Source organism: Hymenobacter siberiensis, from assembly GCF_018967865.2.
In the GTDB taxonomy this organism is placed as follows: domain Bacteria; phylum Bacteroidota; class Bacteroidia; order Cytophagales; family Hymenobacteraceae; genus Hymenobacter; species Hymenobacter siberiensis.
Genome location: NZ_JAHLZY020000003.1, coordinates 14,020 through 32,739 on the forward strand (window position 1 = coordinate 14,020; position 18,720 = coordinate 32,739).

Genomic DNA, 18,720 nt, shown 5'->3' on the forward strand with positions numbered 1-18,720 from the left:
GCGGGCGGGGATGCGGCACTACTTTCAGGGCTACACCTCTGCTGCTCCACTGGCTACGTTCCGCGTGGCCTTTGGCCTTTTGGTGCTGGCCAGTGTGGGGCGCTTCTGGGCCAGGGGCTGGATTGCGGAGCTTTACCTAAAGCCCCGGCTTTTCTTTTCCTACTACGGGTTTGAGTGGATAAAGCCCTTGGGGCCGGCTACTTACGGCCTGTTTGGACTGTGTGCGCTGTGCGCGCTGCTGGTGGCGCTGGGCTGGTGGTACCGCACGGCGGCCGTGGGCTTGTTTCTGAGCTTCACCTACATCGAGCTCATGGACAAGAGCACCTACCTCAACCACTACTACTTCGTTAGTCTGGCGGCTTTTCTGCTCATGCTGCTGCCGGCCGGCCGATATTTTTCGGTGGATGCGTACCGCGACCCGGCCCGCCACCGCCACCAGGTGCCCCGCTGGACGGTGGATGCCCTGCGTCTGCTCGTGGGCATTGTGTACTGCTACGCCGGCCTGGCCAAGCTCAACTCCGATTGGCTGCTGCAGGCCATGCCGCTGCGCATCTGGCTGCCGGCCAAAAACGACTTGTGGCTCATCGGCCCCCTGTTCAATTACCCCTGGGTGGCCTACGTGTTCAGCTGGTTTGGGGCGTTTTACGATTTGACGGTGGTGTTTTTCCTGCTCTACCGCCCCACCCGGCCATGGGCTTACGCCACGGTGGTAGTGTTCCACGGGCTCACGGCTGTGCTGTTTCCCATCGGCATGTTTCCCTACGTGATGATAGTGGCCGCCCTGGTGTATTTCCCGGCCAGCGCCCACGAGCAGGTGCTGGCCCGGCTGCGCAGCTGGTGGGGCCAGAGCCCCGTGGCAGCCCCTGCCGAGCGGCCGCTGGTGTATGCCCCGCGCACCCGGCAGGGGTTGCTGCTGGTGCTGGGCGTGTTTTTTGCGGTGCAGCTGCTCCTGCCGTTTCGCTACCTGCTTTACCCGCACGAGCTGTTCTGGACGGAGGAAGGCTACCGCTTTTCGTGGCGGGTGATGCTCATGGAGAAGATGGGCCAGGTGCAGTTCAAGGTAGTGGATGGTCAGACCGGCCAGACCCGGCTGGTGAATAACGACGAGCACCTGAGCGTGCTGCAGGAAAAGATGATGAGCACCCAGCCCGACATGCTGGTGCAGTTTGCCCACTACCTGCGCGCCTACTACGCCCGGCGCGGCATGACCAACCCCAAAGTATACGCCGATGCCTACGTGAGCCTGAACGGCCGCCTGGGCAAAAGCTTCATTGACCCCACCGTGGACCTGGCGCAGGCGGCTGACGACCTGCGGCCCAAGGCCTGGATTTTACCCTTTGACGATGAGATTTCCGGTTTATAGCGTCGCTCTGGTGGCGAGTGTGCTGTCTTCATTTGCGGCCGTGGCCCAGCAGGCCAGCCTGCAGGGCCGGGTACGCGAAGCCACTACCGGCCAGCCCGTGGTGGGCTGCGAGGTGTACGTGCGCGGCTCCCGGCAGATTGCCCGCACCGACTCGGCGGGCCTGTTTACGCTGGCCCGCCTCGCGCCCGGCCGCCAGCAATTGCAGTTTTCCTCCATCGGCCACGAGCCGCTGAAAACTGAAGTAGCGCTGCCCGCCGTCGGCAGCGTGCTGGATTTTACGCTGACGCGGCGCGACCAGCAGCTGCAGGAAGTGACGGTGCGGGTGCCGCAGGGCCGCTTCGGACCGCAGCGCCTGCGGGAGGTAGAGGGCACGGCCATCTTCGCGGCCAAAAAGTCCGACGTCATCGTGCCCGACAACCTGGTGGCTAACCTGGCCACCAACAACGCCCGGCAGGTGTATGCCCGCGTGGCCGGCCTCAACATCTGGGAGAGCGACCAGGGTGGCCTGCAGCTCAGCATCGGCGGCCGGGGGCTGGACCCCAACCGGACCAGCAACTTCAACGTGCGTCAGAACAACTACGACATCTCGGCTGATGCCCTGGGCTACCCCGAAAGCTACTACACGCCGCCGGTGGAGGCCATCAAGCGCATTCAGTTGGTGCGCGGGGCGGCTTCGCTGCAGTACGGCACCCAGTTCGGGGGCCTGCTCAACTTTGAGCTGCGTGCCCCGGAACCGGACAAAACCGTGGCGGTGGTGTCGCGCCAGACGGTGGGCTCCTACGGCTTTTTCAATTCCTTCAATAGCGTGAGCGGCACGGTGAAGAAGCTCAGCTACTACACCTTCGTGCAGTACAAGCGCGGCGATGGCTGGCGCCCCAACGCCCACTTCGACTCGAAAACCGCTTATGCCGACCTGCGCTACCAGCTCACGGAAAACGTGAAAGTGGGCCTGCAGGTGACGCACATGGACTACCTGGCCCAGCAGCCGGGCGGCCTCTCCGATGCGCAGTTTGCCCGCAATGCCCGGCAGTCGAACCGGGAGCGCAACTGGTTTGCCGTGGACTGGAACCTGTTCAATGCCTCGGCCGACTGGAAGCTCACGCCCCGCTCCAACCTCAACCTGACCACCTTCGGGCTGGTGGCCTCGCGCAAGTCCCTGGGCTACCGGCCCAACTTCGTGGAGCGCACCGACAACGACGCGCAGCAGCGTGAGCTCATCAGCGGGGACTTCCGCAACCTTGGGGCCGAAGCCCGCTACCTGACCCGCTACGAGCTGGGTCCCTCGAAAAGTGGGGTGCTGCTGGTGGGCACGCGCCTCTACCGGGGCTACAACCATAGCCTGCAGGGCTTCGGCCCCGCGGGCCGCGGGGCCGACTTTCGCTTCGTGGAGCCCGTGGCCGCCCTGAGTACTCAAAATTCATCTTCTGATTACCGGTTTCCCAACTACAACGCGGCCGCTTTTCTCGAAAATATCTTCTACTTCGGTGAGAAGTTCTCGGTCACGCCGGGCCTGCGCGTGGAGTACATCCGCACCCGCGCCGAAGGCTCTTATAAAGTCATCGACCGGGATTTGGCCAACAACATTGACACCATCCGGCAGTACAGCCAGGTGCGCACTAGCCCGCGCGGCTTTGTGATTGGGGGCCTCGGCGTGAGCTACAAGCCGACGGAGCAGCGGGAGCTGTACGCCAACGTGTCGCAGAACTACCGCTCCATCACGTTCTCCGACATGCAGATTGTCAACAACTCGCTGGTCATCGACCCCAACCTGCAGGACGAGCGCGGCTATTCGGCCGACCTGGGCCTGCGCGGCGAGCAGGGGCAGTGGCTGACCTACGATGTGAGCTTGTTTGCCCTGCTCTACAACAACCGCATTGGCGAGGTGCAGACCTACGATGCCAACAATGTACCCTTCCGCTACCGCAGCAACATTGGCCGGGCCCTGATTCTGGGCCTTGAGTCGTACGCTGAAGTAGATATGCTGCGCCTGCTGGCCCCCGAAGCCGGGCCCAGCCGCTGGCGCTGGTCCACCTTTGGCAACCTGGCCCTGATTCGTAGCCGCTACACTGCCAGCGACGACCAGGCCATCGTTGGCAACCAGGTGGAATTTGTGCCCGTAGTGAACCTGAAAACCGGCATGCAGGCGGGCTACGGTCCCTTCAAGGCATCGGTGCAATTTACATATTTAGCCAACCAGTTTTCCGAAGCCACCAACTCCCCCAATAGCCCGTACGTGGCCAATCCGGAGCGTAACTCGGCCGTGGTGGGCGTGATTCCGGCCTACCATATTCTGGATACTTCTGTATCCTGGGAGCGTCGCTGGCTCAAGCTCGAAGGCAGCGTCAACAACCTGGCCAACGCCATCTACTTCACCCGCCGCGCCACCGGCTACCCCGGCCCGGGCATCCTGCCCTCGGACGGCCGCAGCTTCTTTCTGACGGCCGCCGTGAAGTGGTAACCGGTGTCTTCGCGGGGGTAATCAGCCCTAACGCCCATGATACCAGCAACTATGTCGATGGACCGGATGCTGCGGGCATGGTCCCAGCTGCGTGGCTACTTCCGCAGCCGGCCCCAGTTTCCGGAAGCGGAGCTACTCGCCTTTGTCCAGGCGGTAGTACCCGAAGTAACGGCCGCCTCCTGGCCGGCAGTCCGGCTGGGCCGCGTTGCTGCACCTGAATACGAATCCAGAGTAAGGCTTTGTCTAGCGTATTGTGGTGCGATGTAGCGGCCCGCCGCAACGCCTGCACGGTTCTCAACCCGTGGGTGCCACAACGCCCCCATTGGCCGAAACCACGGCAGTTAGCGTGGTGGCCAACCTGCCGTCTGACAGAGCCACGCTGAAGCGGCACTTCTGCAATGGGAAAGCCGATTTCCTGGTGCATTTGGTCAATATGAAACGGATTCTCAAATCTTGCCAACTCAAGCAGCTGCTAAACAAAGTGCTTCCACGATTCCGCTCTCAGGTACGTATTGGCTCACGAGGACATTGATTCAAGAATTGAGTAGCGGCCTAACCTTAGGCGGTCGGACCGAAGCATACGCTTCCTTGTGCACTAGTATTTAAACACGCTTCGCGAGCTGGGCCGACAGTTTCCCACCGCTGTCCCGGCTCGTGCGAACCGGCATGCTGTGGGCCGACCTGCTGCCCCCCCGCGCTACAGCTGCTGGGCCATTCGTTTGGTGAGTACACGCTCATAAAATATCGCTACGCCTGCGAGTGGGCCACGCACCACCGCAAAGTGCCGGCCCGTTTCCATATCTTATCCCGGTAAGGCCCGATACAGTAACCGATATTACCCAGCCGGTGGAGGCGGGCTGTGTAACGCGCAGTTAATTGGTTGAATTCATTGTAACATTACGGGATTAAATTTTACAGTTAACCCCGCAACCATGAAGATTTCACACCTGTTGCTGGCGGCCCTGCTGGCGGCTCCGGCGCTAAGCCAAGCCCAGGCCGGTAAACAGCCCGCGGCAGCCCCGTCCACTTCGATGGCTGCCATCACCAAAGGCCTGCAAAAATTTGACGGTTACTTCCCCTTTTATTACGACGCGAAAACCGGCAAAATCCTGCTGGAAATTGGCCGGCTGGAGGAAGAGTTTCTTTATTTCGGCTCGCTGGCCAATGGTGTGGGCAATGGCATCGAGCGCGGCCAAAGCACCTCGGCCATCGCCAAGTTTGTGCGGGTGGGAGGTAAGGTGCTGCTGCTGGAACCCAACTACGACTACCGCGCCACCACTGGCAGTGCCGACGAGCGGCGCGCCGTCGACAATGCCTTTGCGAAGTCGGTTATCTGGGGATTCGTGCCGCTGGCCAGCGAGGGCAACAAGGTCCTCATTGACCTGACGCCGTTTCTGGTGCGCGACAGCCAGAAAATTGGCGAGCGGCTAAGCAGCGGGGTGTTCTCGGGGCCCGGCGCTAGCCTGCTGACTCCCGGAGCCGGGGCGCGCCCGCCGGCTACCTACAAGCTCGATGAGTCGCGCTCAGCGGTATACCTGGAAAATACGCGCAACTTTCCCAAAAACACCGAATTTGAGGCGATGGCGACCTTCACCACAACAGGCAGCACCGGAGGGGGCGAGGATGGCGGCGCAAACCTGGCCCCCGACCCGGGCGCGGTGACAGTGCATTTTCATCAGGCGTTCGTGGAGCTGCCCGACAACGGGTTCCGGCGGCGGCCGTTTGACCCGCGCTCCGGCTTCTATCCATTCAGCTACCTCGATTTTTCGGTGCCCATGAGCCAGCCGCTGGCCCAACGTTTCATTAAACGCCACCGACTGCAAAAAAAGGACCCTACCGCCGCCCTGAGCGAGCCGGTGAAACCCATTGTGTATTATGTGGACCGCGGCGCGCCGGCCGACATCAAAAAAGCCCTCATTGAAGGCGGCTCTTGGTGGAACCAGGCGTTTGAGGCCGCTGGCTACACCAATGCCTTCCAGGTGCGGGAGCTGCCCGAGGGCGCCGACCCAATGGATATTCGCTACAACGTGGTGAACTGGATAAACCGCTCGGGCTCCCCACGCGCGTTTTCATACGGCATCGCGTACACCGACCCGCGTACGGGTGAAATCATCAAGGGCGTGGTGTCGCTCGGAGCCGACCGGCACCGGCAGGACTACCTCATCGCCGAAGGCATGCTGCAGCCCTACACCGACGGCCAACCCGTGCCCGAGCAGATGCAGCAGCTGGCGCTGGCGCGCATCCGCCAGCTGTCGGCGCACGAAATTGGCCATACGCTGGGCCTCGAGCACAACTTCACGGCCAGCATCATGGAGCGGGCCTCGGTGATGGATTACCCGTTTCCGCGTTTTCGCCTGCTGCCCGATGGCCGCATGGACGTGGCCGATGCCTACGCCACCGGTATTGGGGCCTGGGACAAGCGCGCCATCATGTGGGGCTACTCCGATTTTGCCCCCGGCACCGACGAAACCTCGGCGCTGAGTGCCATTATGCAGGAAACCTTGCGCCAGGGCCACCGCTTCATTCCCGACATTGGCGGCTACGCCCACCCCAACGCCAACCAGTGGGACGACGGCCCCGACCCCATCGCCCAGCTAACCAACCTGATGGCCCTGCGGCGGCACGTGCTGGATGGTTTTTCGGAGAAGGCCATTCGGGCCGGTGCACCGCTGGCCACGCTTGAGGAGGTGCTGGTACCCGTGTACCTGCTGCACCGCTACCAGGTAGAAGCCGTGGCCAAATCGCTGGGCGGCATGTATTTCACCCCCGCCCTGAAAGGCGACGGCCAGGTGCCTACCCGGCTCGTGGACCCGGCCGTGCAGCAGCGGGCGCTGGACGCCCTGCTGGCCACCATCAGCCCGGCTGCACTGCAGTTGCCCGAGGCGCTGATTGCTATGATTCCGCCCCGGCCCACGGGCTACCCCGGCTCCGTTGAAACCTTTGCGGGCTATACCGGCCCCACGTTCGACCCACTGGCCGCCGCCGAAGCTGCCGCCGGCCCGCCCATTGCCGCGCTGCTGAACGCCGAGCGCGCCGCCCGGCTGATGGAGTACCGGGCCCGCGATGGCCGGCAGCCCGGCTTCGGACCGGTGGTGAAGCAGCTGCTGGCCCGAACCTGGCAGGCCGCCCCGGCCCCCGGCTACGCCGGCGCCCTGCAAACCGTGGTGAACAACCTGACGCTGAAATACCTGCTGCAGCTGGCCGCCAGCCCCCGCGCCGCCGCCAGCGTACGCGGCGAAGCCCTGCTGCAAATCGACGACCTGCAGCGCTGGATGCGCAGCCAGACCAAAAACGCCTCCCCCACACAAAAAGCCAACCTGCTGTTCGGCCTCGCCCAGATTGACCAGTTCTGGTCCGAGCCGGGCAAGTTCATCGCCCCGCCCACGGCCACCATGCCGCCCGGCGGCCCCATCGGCATGCCCGGGCTCAATTTCCTGGACTAAGCCCGGGGTGGTCGATTTTCTTGCAGTTGATTCTGCTCGCTGCGCCTCTCGTTCAGGAGGGGGGGAGCTGCTTATAGATTTGTGTGGTTCTGTTACCCTCTGATGTTAGGCAGCAAGCCTTTCTCCCTTTCCACAGATGGCCTTTCTGCCCTACCATCGTCTGTTAATCCTCTTCTTTTTCTTGCTGCGCCTTGTGGTTGCTACCGCGCAACCGCTGCAAACGGCCAGTGGTCTCACCTATCACCCCATCAGGACCATTAACCCGGCCGACCCGGACCTGGCCGATTTAGCATTTTTGAAACAGGCGATTGGCCCGGCGCGGGTGGTGTTTCTGGACCGGCCCTGGAGAAAGCCACCTCCTACCTGCTCGGCTACGAGCCAAATACCGGCAACTGGACCCAGGTGCTCGACGGCGTGCTGTTCCTAAAAACCGTGCACCCTCCCGTATTTATTGACCAGGCGCTGCCCCTCACCATGCGCGACTCCGTGCGGCTGGCCAAAACCAGCCGCGGCACCCTGGCGGCCGATGAGCGTAGTCGGGTAACGGTACGCACCGCCGGACCCAGCCCGGCCGCCGGCCAGCTGCGCGGCGTAGTGCTCGACCAGAAAACCCGGGCGGCGGTGCCCTTCGCCAGCGTGTACCTTAAGCAGCTAGGCGTGGGGCCTTACCACCAACATCAAGGGCGAGTTTGCACTGCCCCGCCCGGCCGTGCCCGCTGGTGGCTACCTGCCTGGGGTTTGGCCGGCAGGCCCTGGCCGTGGGTGCCCAGCCCTACCTGACGGTGCTACTGCCGCCGCAAGCTTACGCGCTGGCCGAAGTGACGGTAAAAGCCGAAAGTCTGGACCCGCGCAAAATCATGGCGCGCGTCATCCAGCGGCTGCCCCGGAACTACAAGCAGCAGGACTACGATGCCGACGTGTACGCTTGCGGCTCGTCCACCAATTTCGACTCGCTGCTCTACGATGTGGAGTGTTTTAGCACGTTTTACGATGCCCAGGGCTACCGCTCGGCAGGCGGCGGAGCCTCGCGGCTGGAGGAAGTGAAATGGAACAAGGCCACGGGCCCGAGTAAGTTCTGGGGAGATTATCACTTCGCATACACTGGTTCCTTCACCAACTTCTTCGATTTGGTGGATGAAAACCCGATGTTTCAGGCGCGTACCCTGAAAAAATATACGTACTCGCTGGCTTCTGTCATCCAGGACCAGGGCCGCGAAACGCTGGTGATTGATTTTGTGGCTAAAAAGAATAACCACCGCACCACGGGCGACTACTTTGACCAGGGCTACACCGGCAAGCTGTACATCAACCGCGCCGACTACGCCGTGACCCGCTGCGACGTGGAGTGACAACGCGACACGCTGCTGCTGAACAGTTTTGCCCGTAAGTACTTTGCCCGTGGCGGCACCGTGGCTCGGGGCTGGCACCAGCTGCACAGCGACTATCGCATCCGGCAAACCGTGACGTACCAGCAGCAGCAGCCCGGTGGTCCGTATTTTCTCGACCGCAGCGTGCAGACCTGGATTGAAAAACACTGAGACCTGGCTACCGGTCAGCGCATGGAAAAGCTCTCGGTGCAGAGCCTGCAGTTTGCCAACATCCGCCCAGTGGCGTAGAAGTGCTGCCGGAGCGGCCGCCCATTGCCACCATGCTGCTCAAAGGCCAACCCTTCCACGAGGAGTTCTGGCGTACCCACCAGCGGCCCGACGGCGTAGTGGGTGCCCCGCAGGTGAAGGCCCCGGAATATTGAGTAATTTGTTGATATTCAAGCTATTGTAAGAAGGTTTATTGATCCAATTATGCAGGAACACCAATGCTGCGGCTTCGAAGGCGAAATCAACGGTAGCACCGAAAAACCGAGCATCGCCGTTCAGGGCAAGGTAACGGCGGTGGGGGGCAGCTGGATGCGGCTAATAGCCCCAACGGTGGCGGGTTCCGCTTGTTTAGCCGTGTTCAATGGCTTGTCTGGTGAAATGGGGTCAGGCCTAAAATTCAAAATTTAAAACGAGGAAAGCTAGAGCGTGAGGACAATTGCTTTTGGTTATCTGCTTATTGCCTAGAACAAATTAAGGATTTAAGTATATGCGTCGTCATGAAATCACGGACCCCCAATGGGTGGCTATTGCCCCTCTGCTCTCGGGCAAAGTCACCGATTGCGGCGTAACCGCCAAGGATAATCGCCTTTTCTTCAACGCTATCGTGTGGATAATGCGCACCGGCTGCCCGTGGGCGGACCTGCCCGAACGTTTCGGCAAGCACAATTCTGTCTGCAAGCGCCTCTGCCGCCTGGCCCAAAAAGGCGTGTGGGAACGGGCGTTCGAGGCCCTGCAAGCCCCCGGGTTGGACGGGGTGATGCTCGATTCGACCGTTGTGCGGGCGCACCAGCATTCGGCCGGCCAAAAAAAGCACCGCCGACGCCGAGCGCTTGGGCCGCAGCCGTGGCGGTATCGGCACCAAAATCCACGCCTGCGTCGAGTCGCTGGGCAATGCCGTGCGCCTGATTGCCACCGGCGGGCAAGCCGGCGACAGCCCGCAGGCCCTGCCGCTGCTGGCGGACCTGGAGCCGGGCAAGGTGCTGGCCGACACGGCCTACGACAGCGATGAAACCCGCGCCTATTGCGCCGAAAAGGGCATCGAAGCCGTCATTCCCAGCCACCCCGGCCGGACTCAACCCCTTCCGATGGACGAGGAAACCTACCGCGACCGCAACAAAGTCGAGCGCTTTTTTGGCCGCCTCAAGCAGTACCGCCGCCTGGCCACCCGCTACGAGAAAACCGTCGTCTCCTTCCTGGCCTTCTGGTATATTGGAGCAATGATATATTGACTTAGATAAATATATTATTACTAAATTGTCCTCACGCTCTAGACGGCCAGGGGAGTTGTTACCGTTGCTACGTTGTGCCTGCTGTAGCTGAGATTTTATTGCTGGCTGAAGGCTGGTGAGATGGTATCTAGTGAGTACGGGGTATTTGGACGCGAAATGTCGCGTCTCTATATTCTTGGGTCAGTAACGAGATTAGATTCTTGGTAAAAGATATAACTAGCTTTATATCAGGCTATCAGGAGCCATGCTTGGCCGGCAGGCGGCTCAGGTAAAAGGCTACGACTAATGCTACACCGGCCGCCAGCCCGAAGGCCCAGCCCGGCCCGGCCAACTGCCACACCGCACCGGTTCCTAAGCTGGCCACCAGCGCGGCCAGGCTGCCCAGGCCGCCGAAGGTGCCCAGGGCCGCGCCGGTATCGGCCGGTTCGCAGAGGTTGCTGACCCAGGCTTTGGCCACCCCTTCGGTACTGGCCGCATACACGCCGTAGAGGCCAAAAATGGCGGCAAATGTCCACCACTCGCGGGCCTGGGCCGCGCCGCTGTACACGGCGGCAAACAGCACCAGGCCGGCTACCAGCAGCCGGCGCGGGCCCAAGCGGTCGGCCAGGTAGCCCAGGGGCCAGGCCGCGGCTACGTACACGGCATTGTAGAGGATATAGAGGCCAATAACGCCCGCTTCGGATAGGCCCCGCTGGCGGGCCAGCAGCAGCAGGAAAGCGTCGGAGCTGTTGAAAAGGGCAAAGGCCACCAATGCGCCTACGACCCGTCGGTAGGCTGGCGGGGCCACCCGCCAGTAACTGAACACGGCCCAGAACGGCTGCACCGGGCGGCTAGACGGCACCGCGCGCCGCTCCCGCAGGAAAAACGTGAAGCCAATGGCCACCACCCCCGGTATAAAGGCCAGCAGGAACAGCAGCCGGAACTGGCCGGGGCGGGCCGCCAGCCAGAGCAAGGCCGCCGTGGGGCCCAACACGGCCCCGAGCGTATCCATTGACCGGTGGAACCCAAACACCTTGCCCTTGTTGGCCGGCGTGGTTTCGTTGGAGAGCAGCGCATCGCGGGGCCCGGTGCGCAGGCCTTTGCCCAGGCGGTCGAGGGTGCGGGCCAGAAATACCCACCACGGCGCGGCCAGCACCGCCAGCATGGGCTTGGTGAGCGCGCTGAGCCCGTAGCCCCACTGCACAAACGGTACCCGCCGGCCCATCCGGTCAGACCACTGGCCAAAGTAGCCTTTGCTCAGACCGGCCGTAGCTTCGGCCAGCCCTTCGAGCAGACCAATGAATAGCACCGAAAACCCAATGCTTTGCAAGTACAGCGGCATCACCGGGTAAAGCATCTCGCTCGCCAAATCGGTGAACAGGCTAATGAGCGACAGCAGCCATACCGCGCGGGTCAGGTAAGCGAAACGAGGCATAGGGTAGCGGTTAGGAATCCGTGATTCATGCTTGAGCAGCAGCAAAGCAGCCAGCTACACTTCCTCTACGGCGTTTCTGCGCTTGCCGGGCAGGAAATACGCGCCTTCGGCGACGAAGCGCTGAAGCTAGAGCGGTTTCCAATTTAGTGTACAGAATCTGATGCACCTTGCGTTATGAAAGCATATTCGATTGATTTGCGGGAACGGGTAGCGGCGGCATGTGCCGCACCGCAGGCCCGGATTTATCAGGTGGCGGCGCAATTTAGCGTCTCCATCTCCTTCGTGGACAAGCTTTTGCGCCGGCAGCGCACGAGCGGTTCGCTGGCGGCCCTGCCCGCGAACGGCGGCCCACTGCCGCGCCTGGACCCGGCTGGCCAGGACCTATTGCGGGCCTGTCTGGTGGCGCAGCCCGACGCGACCCTGGCCGAACTGGCCACGGCCCTGCTCGCCGCCGACGGTCCGGCCCTGAGCCGCACGAGTACGTGGCGGGCGGTGGAGCGCCTGGGATGGGGGCGCAAAAAAAAAGCGTCCACGCCGCCGAGCGTGACACCGAACGCGTCGTAGCCATGCGCCGCTTATTTTTGGAAGCCATTCAGGAAGAAGATGTGCGCCGTTTCGTGTTCGTGGACGAGACGAGCACCAACCTCACCTACTGCCGCCGTTACGGCCGGGCCCCGGCCGGCCAGCGCCTGGACCAGGCCGTGCCGTTGCACGGCGGCCCGAACGTGACGCTCATCGCCGCCCTGACCCCGGACGGGCTCGGAGCCTTGTTGAGCGTTAACGGGGCCGTTAATGGCGACGTGTTTGCCGCCTACCTCGACCAGGTGCTCGGCCCCAACCTGCGGCCGGGCGACGTAGTAGTGCTCGATAATCTGTCGGTACACAAGGTGGAAGGCTTGGACGAAATCGTGAAAAAGTACGGGGCTCGGCTGCGCTACCTGCCGCCCTATTCGCCGGATTTCAATCCCATTGAACTCGCTTTTAGCAAACTCAAGACCTGGTTGCGCACCGCGAAAGCCCGCACCCGCGACTTGCTGGAGGAAGCCATCCGGACCGCCGCCGACTGGATAACCGAACAGGATGCCAAGAACTGGTTTGACCATTGCGGATATCATGTACAGTGATTTGGAAACCGCTGTAGGCTGACCCGACGGCGGGCTAATGGATTTGCGGGGCACCTGTCTTCGCTCACGCCCTTGTCATGCTCAACGGGCAGTCAACGGTGGTAAGCGCTTTCGCGGGCGAATCAGCTGCGACAAAGAATAAAGCTTGCATTGGTATCTGCACCACTATTGATGAGTAGGTTATCACGGATGGCTTTGGCAGCTGCCCGCACCAAGCGGCGTTAGCAAAAAATAGGGCTGGCATATGCTTCTGCGGGCAAGCGCAGGCATTTTTGGCAGGTACTGAACTTGTGCGGGGTGACTAGGTTATGCTGCCGGTTTTCGGTAGCGCCAGCTCCCACGGGGCCAGTTTACTGGAAACAAACGGCAATTCATCTCACTCAAAACACAACAAAACAATGAAATCCACCCTAATCCTTGCTGCTGCCCTGGCTTCATTTGCGGTTCAGGCGCAGGCCCAAGCCGTCAGCACGCCGCGCGTGGCCGCCGACCAGATTGCCACTAAAAAAGGTCCCCTCACGGTGCAGCCCATCACGCACGGCAGCGTGGTGTTTACGTGGGGCGGCAAGACCATTTACGTAGACCCCTACGGCGGGGCCGCGGCCTATGCTGGCCTGGCCGCACCCGATGTTATCCTCATCACCGACATTCACGGCGACCACTTGGACCCGAAAACCCTGGCGGGGCTCTCCATAGGCAAGGCCCTGATGGTGGTGCCCCAGGCGGTGGCCGATATGCTGCCGGCGCAGTACAAGGCACAGGTACGCATTCTGAGCAACGGTCAGCAACTCGATACGCTGGGCCTGAAGGTTGCGGCCGTTCCGATGTACAACCTGCCCGAAGCGGCCGACGCCATGCACCCCAAAGGCCGGGGCAATGGCTACGTGCTGACCCTGGGCGGCAAAAACGTCTACCTCTCCGGCGACACCGAAGATATTGCCGAAATGCGCGCCCTCAAGGGCATCGACGTGGCCTTCGTGTGCATGAACCTGCCTTATACCATGGACGTGAACCAGGCCGCGCAGGGGGTATTGGCCTTTAAACCGGGTATTGTTTACCCGTACCACTACCGTGGGCAAAGCGGCCTGAGCGATGTGGCCAGCTTTAAGAAAACCGTGAACACGTCCAATAAGAAGATTGACGTCCGGCTGCGCAACTGGTATCCGGCGGCCCAATAAAGTAACGAAACCACGAGGCACGTCCTGTCGAGCCGCTGGCTTGGTAGGACGTGCCTCGTGGTTTCAGCGCCCAATACGGCTTTGCTCGCTCAAACCGAATTAAAGTATAACTAACTGAATAATAGTTAGTAGAAGTGAGTTTGTTTAGTTAGATTTGATAGGGTGCGTACTTCAGCCCGCAGCGCTGAAAGGCAGCTAACGAGTCTGCCAGATGATTTGTCCCCGGAAGTCGTTGTGCGGGTTGGGGCGAGGCAGCGGCTTATCTTGCTGCTGATGAAGCTACCACTACATTTTTGGGTGCCGGCCGCGCGGCTGGTGGCAGCAGCTGGGCTTTTCGGGGCCGCACTGTCTGCGCGGGCACAGAATTTTGGGGCCATGATTCCGTATAGCGTCGGCAGCAACGTCGCGCCTCTCGGGGTGACTCTGGCTGATTTCAACGGCGACGGCCGCCTCGACCTCCTCACGGCCAACGACCCCAGCCAATCGCTGAGCCTGCTCTACGGGCAGAGCAATGGCACCCTAGGCCAGCTTCAGCTGCTGCCAGCAGCCGGTGCCGGTGCGGTGGCCCTGAAAGTGGGCGACCTCAACCGCGACGGGCGCCCCGATGTGGTGGTAGCCGGTGCCGGCTCGGGCGGCGTGCTGATTGGTACCGCTGCCGGGGTACTCATCCCGCCCGGGTATCAGTTTTCGCTGCGCATGACCAGCAACCCGGGTGCGCTAGCACTGGGCGACGTGAACGGCGACGGCCAGCCCGATGCGGTGGCCGTGGCAGGGGCCAGCACGGGCAACAGCCACGACGAGCAGGCCGCCGTGCTGCTGGGCCGCGTAAACGGCTCGTTTGCGCCTGCCCTCACCTATTCTCTCGCCGCCGGCAGCCAGCCCGAAGCCGTAGCGCTGGGCGACGTGAACGGCGATGGCCGACCCGACCTGGCCGTGGCCAGCCTTGGCACCGATGCCGTACAGGTACTCCTGAACCTGGGCAATGGCCTGTTTGGGAGCGCCACGAGCTATAGTATGGGCGTCGGGACCGGGCCGCTGGGAATAGCCGTGGCCGACGTGAATGGCGATGGCCAGCCCGACCTGCTCACGGCCAACCACGCCGGAAGCGTGGGGGTGCGCCTGAATTCCGGGGGGCAGTTCGGGCCGGTCACGATTTACCCCGTCGGTGCGGCGCCGGTGGGTATGGCCGTGGGCGATGTGAACAACGACGGCCTTCCCGACGTGGTGACCGCCGGGTTCGGCAGCGACCAGCTGTCGGTGCTGCTGGGGACTGGGGCGGGCTTGTTTGGGCCGGTCACCAACTACGCCATCGGCCCCGGTAGCAGCCCCATCAGCGTAGCCATCGGCGACATAAACGGTGATGGTGCCCCCGATTTGGTGTCGTCAAATTTCAACGCTGGCACCGCCGGTGTATTCCTCAGCCAGGCTCCCGTGCTAAACCTGACCGGCCCCGCGAGCGGCGGCGCGGGCACGCCCATTACCCTCACCGGTACCCGACTGGTTGGTGCCACGGCGGTTACGTTCAGCAGTAATACCCAGGTTGTGACCACCGTGCCCGCTACCAGCTTCACCAGTACCAATTACACGGCCACGCCCAACACCATCGGGCTGGTGGTGCCGGCTGGCCTGGTCGTGGGCCCCTATCTACTGGCAGTCGTGACGCCGCATGGCACCAGCCCGGCCACCGGTTTCGGGGTCAGCGCGCTCCTGGCAACGGTGCCCGGGCTGCTGGCTGAACAGGTGGATGTGTTTCCGAGCCCAGCTCATGCGCGGGCCACAGTGCGGGTACCGCCCGGCCCGGGCATGGGTACCATGCGCCTGCGCCTGTGCGACGCCTTGGGTCGGCTGGTATCCACGGTGGAGGCGATGGTGCCCGCTACAGGCCTGCACCAGGAACTGGACCTGCGGCACCTCGTTCCGGGCCTGTACGTGCTGCAAGTGCAGGCCGGGGCCACAACGGTTACGCGCCGTCTGCTGGTGGATTAAGGGGTTTGAGTAATGTGAGGGGGATTCCTCTCATTTACGGAGACAGAATCGGTTTGCTTGGCTTGCCACCAGGCGGTTAATGTGCCTCATGGTATCATCAACCCGGCGTGGTGTAGGGTTCAGGATTTAATAGGAGGGCTGCCAGACCCTTTGGTCTGCCTAAAAAAAAGCGATGGATACAAAAGGGCTGCTACTCGCTGTCCGGTTGAGCAGGGCTTCTGCTGCGAGCACCGCTTTACAAGTGGCTCCAGTTAGCGGTTTAGCCAGGCTTTCTTCTCCAGCCGATACACAAAATTCAACTTCGGAGCTTCGCCAAAATAGGCTATTTCTTCCTCCGCAATTTTTTCCGCCCCTAGGCGGCCAATGGCTATTTGCGACCGCATATTATCCGCACCAATATGAAAGTAGACTCTGGATACGAATTGGAACACGTAATCCAGCATCAGCGCTTTCACCCCTAAATTGAAGCCTTTGCCCCAATACCGGGTGGCATAGAACGTGTAGCCAATCAGGATGCTGTCATCCTGCGCGTCATAGTCGTAGAAACGAGTGCTGCCCAGAATGCTGTTCGTGGCCTTATCCACAATCTTGAGGGCCTTTTGCGCCATGGCCCCTTCAAAATAGGTCCCAAATGCCTCAGGCTTCCATCGGTCTTTATTGGGGTGCTGCTCCCAGACTTTTGGGTCGGAGGCGGCGGCATACAAGTCGGCAAAGTCAGTTGCTTCCAACGGCAGCAGCCAGACTTGTTGGTTTTCCAACGTGGGTTGTGTGTTGAATGGCATAAGGGCAGGAATTTCGGTGTTGGATAGTTTTCCAACGCATAAGTAAGAAAATGGCCGGTTATTTATCAGAGGACAGCTCGTTTACTGGGCGGTGGGCTAAATTCAGATAAAATCCGTCAGAGGCTTTGTAGGTTATACGGAACACTTTTGCGCTAAATGTGGCAGCGACTAAATTCGGCGCAATGGGCATAGTCAAGGCCATGCTCGTTATCAATGCAAAGTCTGCCGTTACCAGGCACGATTCGAACCGGCAGCGGTTGCCAAGGCCATACAATACGGACAAGTGGACTAGGTTGCTGGGCGAGCGCAACTCCCCGCGCAGCATTGTGCGCCCAACTGGTGTCGCGCGGATGACGATTGCTAAACGCCTCATTGCGGCAGCTCTGGCAGGCCTTGCCCCGCCGTTATCACCGCCACTGCCGGTACTTCACCAACCAGAGGAAGGCCTACGCCAAGGTACTGCCCCGCTGGCGGCCCTGCCCCAACGGCGAAGGCCAGACGAGCATCGCGGAAGCCAGCAACTGCTTCTTGCGCCAGCGCTACAATCGCGTCGACTTGTTCAATCGCTCAATTGCTGTCCTGCTCCCCTACCCTTTCAATGCGGTTACAGAAACGGGTATTTCTTTTGCAATACAGTCAATACTTTGGGCGGCAAAGGCCGGTAGGCTTCCTCTTTCCCCACAAAATAAGCCGTTAGCGCCGCTTCAAGAATCTCCTGAATATTCTCGCCGCCGTACGTCGCCAGTTGCTGCAGCTTTAGGTAAGTGGCAGCTTCCAGCTTGTTTGAAAAGATTATCTTTTCTGGCTTTACGTCTTTATTGTCAAGACTATCTTTACCATAAATATTTCCTTTTATGCTGGCTGCTGGCGTTACCGAGCCCTGTATGAATTCGGCAGTACCCGCCTGGTGAGTTGGGCGAATAGTGCCGGCATTGGGCCACAGGGCCTGGTCGGGATTGATGGCTTGGGGAGGAACACCGGTAATATCGGCCACGGCGGTGGCGGCGAAATTAGGACGAGGCTGCTTGCTCATTGCGCAATGCGGGTTAAAAGTTCTTGGGTAAGGGCCAGGTAGTCGTGCGCGCTGTTGGATTCCGGCGCATGGGCGTGAATGCTTTTTTTCAAGGCCACGGCTTCCACCAGTTTGGCGTTGATGCGGATGGACGTTTCCGTCAACAGGCCCCGTACGCGTGCTTGCTGGGCCAGCTCCGCCGCAAAATCGTGGTACACCTGCCCGCGGTAGCTGGGGTGGTATTGCGTCAGAAAGACGCCCTTCAATTCAAGGGCCGGGTTAAAATTGTCCCGCACCGCTTCCAGCATGTCAAGCAGCTTGTAAAAGCCGGCAAAAGCAAACGGGTCGGGGCGCATGGGGGCCAGCACGTAATGGGCCGCGGTCAGGCTCATCACCGTCATGGGGCCCATGGAAGGCGGCGTATCGATAACGACGTAATCGTACTGCTTCTCCAAGCCTGCCAGCTGCCGGCGGAGGAGATTGGGATGCGTGGCATCGGCCCCAATCATGCGTTCGAGGGGGCTTAGTTCGGGCCGGGAAGCAATCAGGCTCAGGTTGTCCCCCATGGGCTGCACCACCTCGGCTAGCGTTGCCTCCCCCCGCAGGACCATGCACAGGTTGGGGGCTTGCACATTAGCAAAGGTTGAGGTAAGGTTACTCTGAGGGTCACAATCGATGAGCAGCACCCGGTGACCGAGCAGCACCAGGGAATGACCTATGCCGAGCGCCGAAGTCGTTTTCCCCACCCCTCCCTTGTGCTGGGCAATTGCAATAACTTTCATCTTAACTGGAATTGATATACAGATTATCTTGACACAAAGATGGTAAAGACAATCTGTATTAAAAAGAGATATTTATCATCTTTCCGTCTGTCTGGTCTTTATAAAATACAGCATACTTTGTTAAAAATAAGCTATTTGCTATAGAATTAGCCCGTAAAGTAGTCTTTATTGACTGTTTATAAAGATGTCTTTATAACTTTATTTAACTTATATCTTTATTAATTCCCGATGATGAGCAGAGAAGATGAATGCGCCGGATTGTGATGTTTATACCGCGCCCGCATAGTAAGTTCCTTCCATTAACTGGTACCACCGGCGAGGTGAGGTGGTCGGCTAAAGGTGGACAGCATATAG

Annotated in this window: 16 protein-coding genes and 1 pseudogene; 13 read left to right on the forward strand and 4 right to left on the reverse strand. The window is 60.8% G+C overall.

What is annotated here, in order from left to right; genetic code table 11:
- The first annotated feature begins 10 nt into the window (after nt 1–10).
- The 9 genes and pseudogenes from KQ659_RS20715 (at nt 11) to KQ659_RS21645 (ending at nt 10,088) form a co-directional block, all read left to right on the forward strand.
- The gene (locus KQ659_RS20715) at nt 11–1,363 is read left to right on the forward strand and encodes an HTTM domain-containing protein (RefSeq protein ID WP_216690863.1); all 1,353 of its coding nucleotides are present in this window, start codon (nt 11–13) and stop codon (nt 1,361–1,363) included.
- Nucleotides 1,344–3,821: a TonB-dependent receptor domain-containing protein gene (locus tag KQ659_RS20720; protein WP_216690864.1), complete on the forward strand. Its 2,478-nt coding sequence runs from the start codon at nt 1,344–1,346 to the stop codon at nt 3,819–3,821. Before KQ659_RS20715 ends, KQ659_RS20720 begins: the two co-directional genes overlap by 20 nt.
- 932 nt (nt 3,822–4,753) lie before the next feature.
- Entirely contained in the window at nt 4,754–7,264 is a 2,511-nt protein-coding gene (locus KQ659_RS20725; protein WP_216690865.1) for a zinc-dependent metalloprotease, read from the forward strand.
- A 432-nt stretch (nt 7,265–7,696) separates the two neighbouring features.
- Nucleotides 7,697–8,044, forward strand: a complete 348-nt coding sequence (locus tag KQ659_RS20730; protein WP_216690866.1) for a peptidase associated/transthyretin-like domain-containing protein — start codon at nt 7,697–7,699, stop codon at nt 8,042–8,044.
- A complete protein-coding gene (locus KQ659_RS20735) occupies nt 7,984–8,613 on the forward strand; it encodes a hypothetical protein (protein WP_216690867.1) in 630 nt (209 codons plus the stop codon). Before KQ659_RS20730 ends, KQ659_RS20735 begins: the two co-directional genes overlap by 61 nt.
- A gap of 60 nt (nt 8,614–8,673) precedes the next feature.
- The gene (locus KQ659_RS21640; RefSeq protein ID WP_262905641.1) at nt 8,674–8,802 is read left to right on the forward strand and encodes a hypothetical protein; all 129 of its coding nucleotides are present in this window, start codon (nt 8,674–8,676) and stop codon (nt 8,800–8,802) included.
- Nucleotides 8,803–9,063: 261 nt separating this feature from the next.
- Entirely contained in the window at nt 9,064–9,267 is a 204-nt protein-coding gene (locus KQ659_RS20740) for a hypothetical protein (RefSeq protein WP_216690868.1), read from the forward strand.
- A 79-nt stretch (nt 9,268–9,346) separates the two neighbouring features.
- Nucleotides 9,347–9,601: pseudogene (locus KQ659_RS22185) on the forward strand (transposase); the annotation flags it as partial.
- A 31-nt stretch (nt 9,602–9,632) separates the two neighbouring features.
- Complete coding sequence (locus tag KQ659_RS21645) at nt 9,633–10,088, forward strand: IS5 family transposase (RefSeq protein ID WP_262905642.1); 456 nt, start codon at nt 9,633–9,635, stop codon at nt 10,086–10,088.
- A gap of 235 nt (nt 10,089–10,323) precedes the next feature.
- Here the strand turns inward: KQ659_RS21645 and KQ659_RS20750 are convergent, their stop codons facing one another.
- The gene (locus tag KQ659_RS20750) at nt 10,324–11,502 is read right to left on the reverse strand and encodes an MFS transporter (RefSeq protein WP_216690870.1); all 1,179 of its coding nucleotides are present in this window, start codon (nt 11,500–11,502) and stop codon (nt 10,324–10,326) included.
- Between the two features lie 174 nt (nt 11,503–11,676).
- On the opposite strand from KQ659_RS20750, the gene KQ659_RS20755 reads away from it, so the two are divergent.
- From KQ659_RS20755 to KQ659_RS20770, 4 genes are all read left to right on the forward strand, one after another.
- A complete protein-coding gene (locus tag KQ659_RS20755) occupies nt 11,677–12,066 on the forward strand; it encodes a COG3415 family protein (RefSeq protein ID WP_216688105.1) in 390 nt (129 codons plus the stop codon).
- A 2-nt stretch (nt 12,067–12,068) separates the two neighbouring features.
- Nucleotides 12,069–12,626: an IS630 family transposase gene (locus KQ659_RS20760; RefSeq protein ID WP_262905480.1), complete on the forward strand. Its 558-nt coding sequence runs from the start codon at nt 12,069–12,071 to the stop codon at nt 12,624–12,626.
- A gap of 398 nt (nt 12,627–13,024) precedes the next feature.
- On the forward strand, nt 13,025–13,804 hold the full coding sequence (locus KQ659_RS20765) for an MBL fold metallo-hydrolase (RefSeq protein ID WP_216690871.1): 780 nt from the start codon (nt 13,025–13,027) through the stop codon (nt 13,802–13,804).
- Nucleotides 13,805–14,077: 273 nt separating this feature from the next.
- Nucleotides 14,078–15,790 (forward strand): FG-GAP-like repeat-containing protein, encoded by a 1,713-nt coding sequence (locus tag KQ659_RS20770; RefSeq protein ID WP_216690872.1) that lies wholly within the window; start codon nt 14,078–14,080, stop codon nt 15,788–15,790.
- Between the two features lie 251 nt (nt 15,791–16,041).
- Here KQ659_RS20770 and KQ659_RS20775 read toward each other — a convergent pair whose 3' ends face one another.
- The 3 genes from KQ659_RS20775 to KQ659_RS20785 all read right to left on the reverse strand — a co-directional run bounded on the left by KQ659_RS20775 (nt 16,042) and on the right by KQ659_RS20785 (nt 18,366).
- Complete coding sequence (locus KQ659_RS20775) at nt 16,042–16,548, reverse strand: GNAT family N-acetyltransferase (protein ID WP_226930176.1); 507 nt, start codon at nt 16,546–16,548, stop codon at nt 16,042–16,044.
- Nucleotides 16,549–17,176: 628 nt separating this feature from the next.
- On the reverse strand, nt 17,177–17,605 hold the full coding sequence (locus KQ659_RS20780) for a hypothetical protein (protein WP_216690874.1): 429 nt from the start codon (nt 17,603–17,605) through the stop codon (nt 17,177–17,179).
- On the reverse strand, nt 17,602–18,366 hold the full coding sequence (locus KQ659_RS20785; RefSeq protein WP_216690875.1) for a ParA family protein: 765 nt from the start codon (nt 18,364–18,366) through the stop codon (nt 17,602–17,604). Before KQ659_RS20785 ends, KQ659_RS20780 begins: the two co-directional genes overlap by 4 nt.
- Nucleotides 18,367–18,720 lie beyond the last annotated feature (354 nt).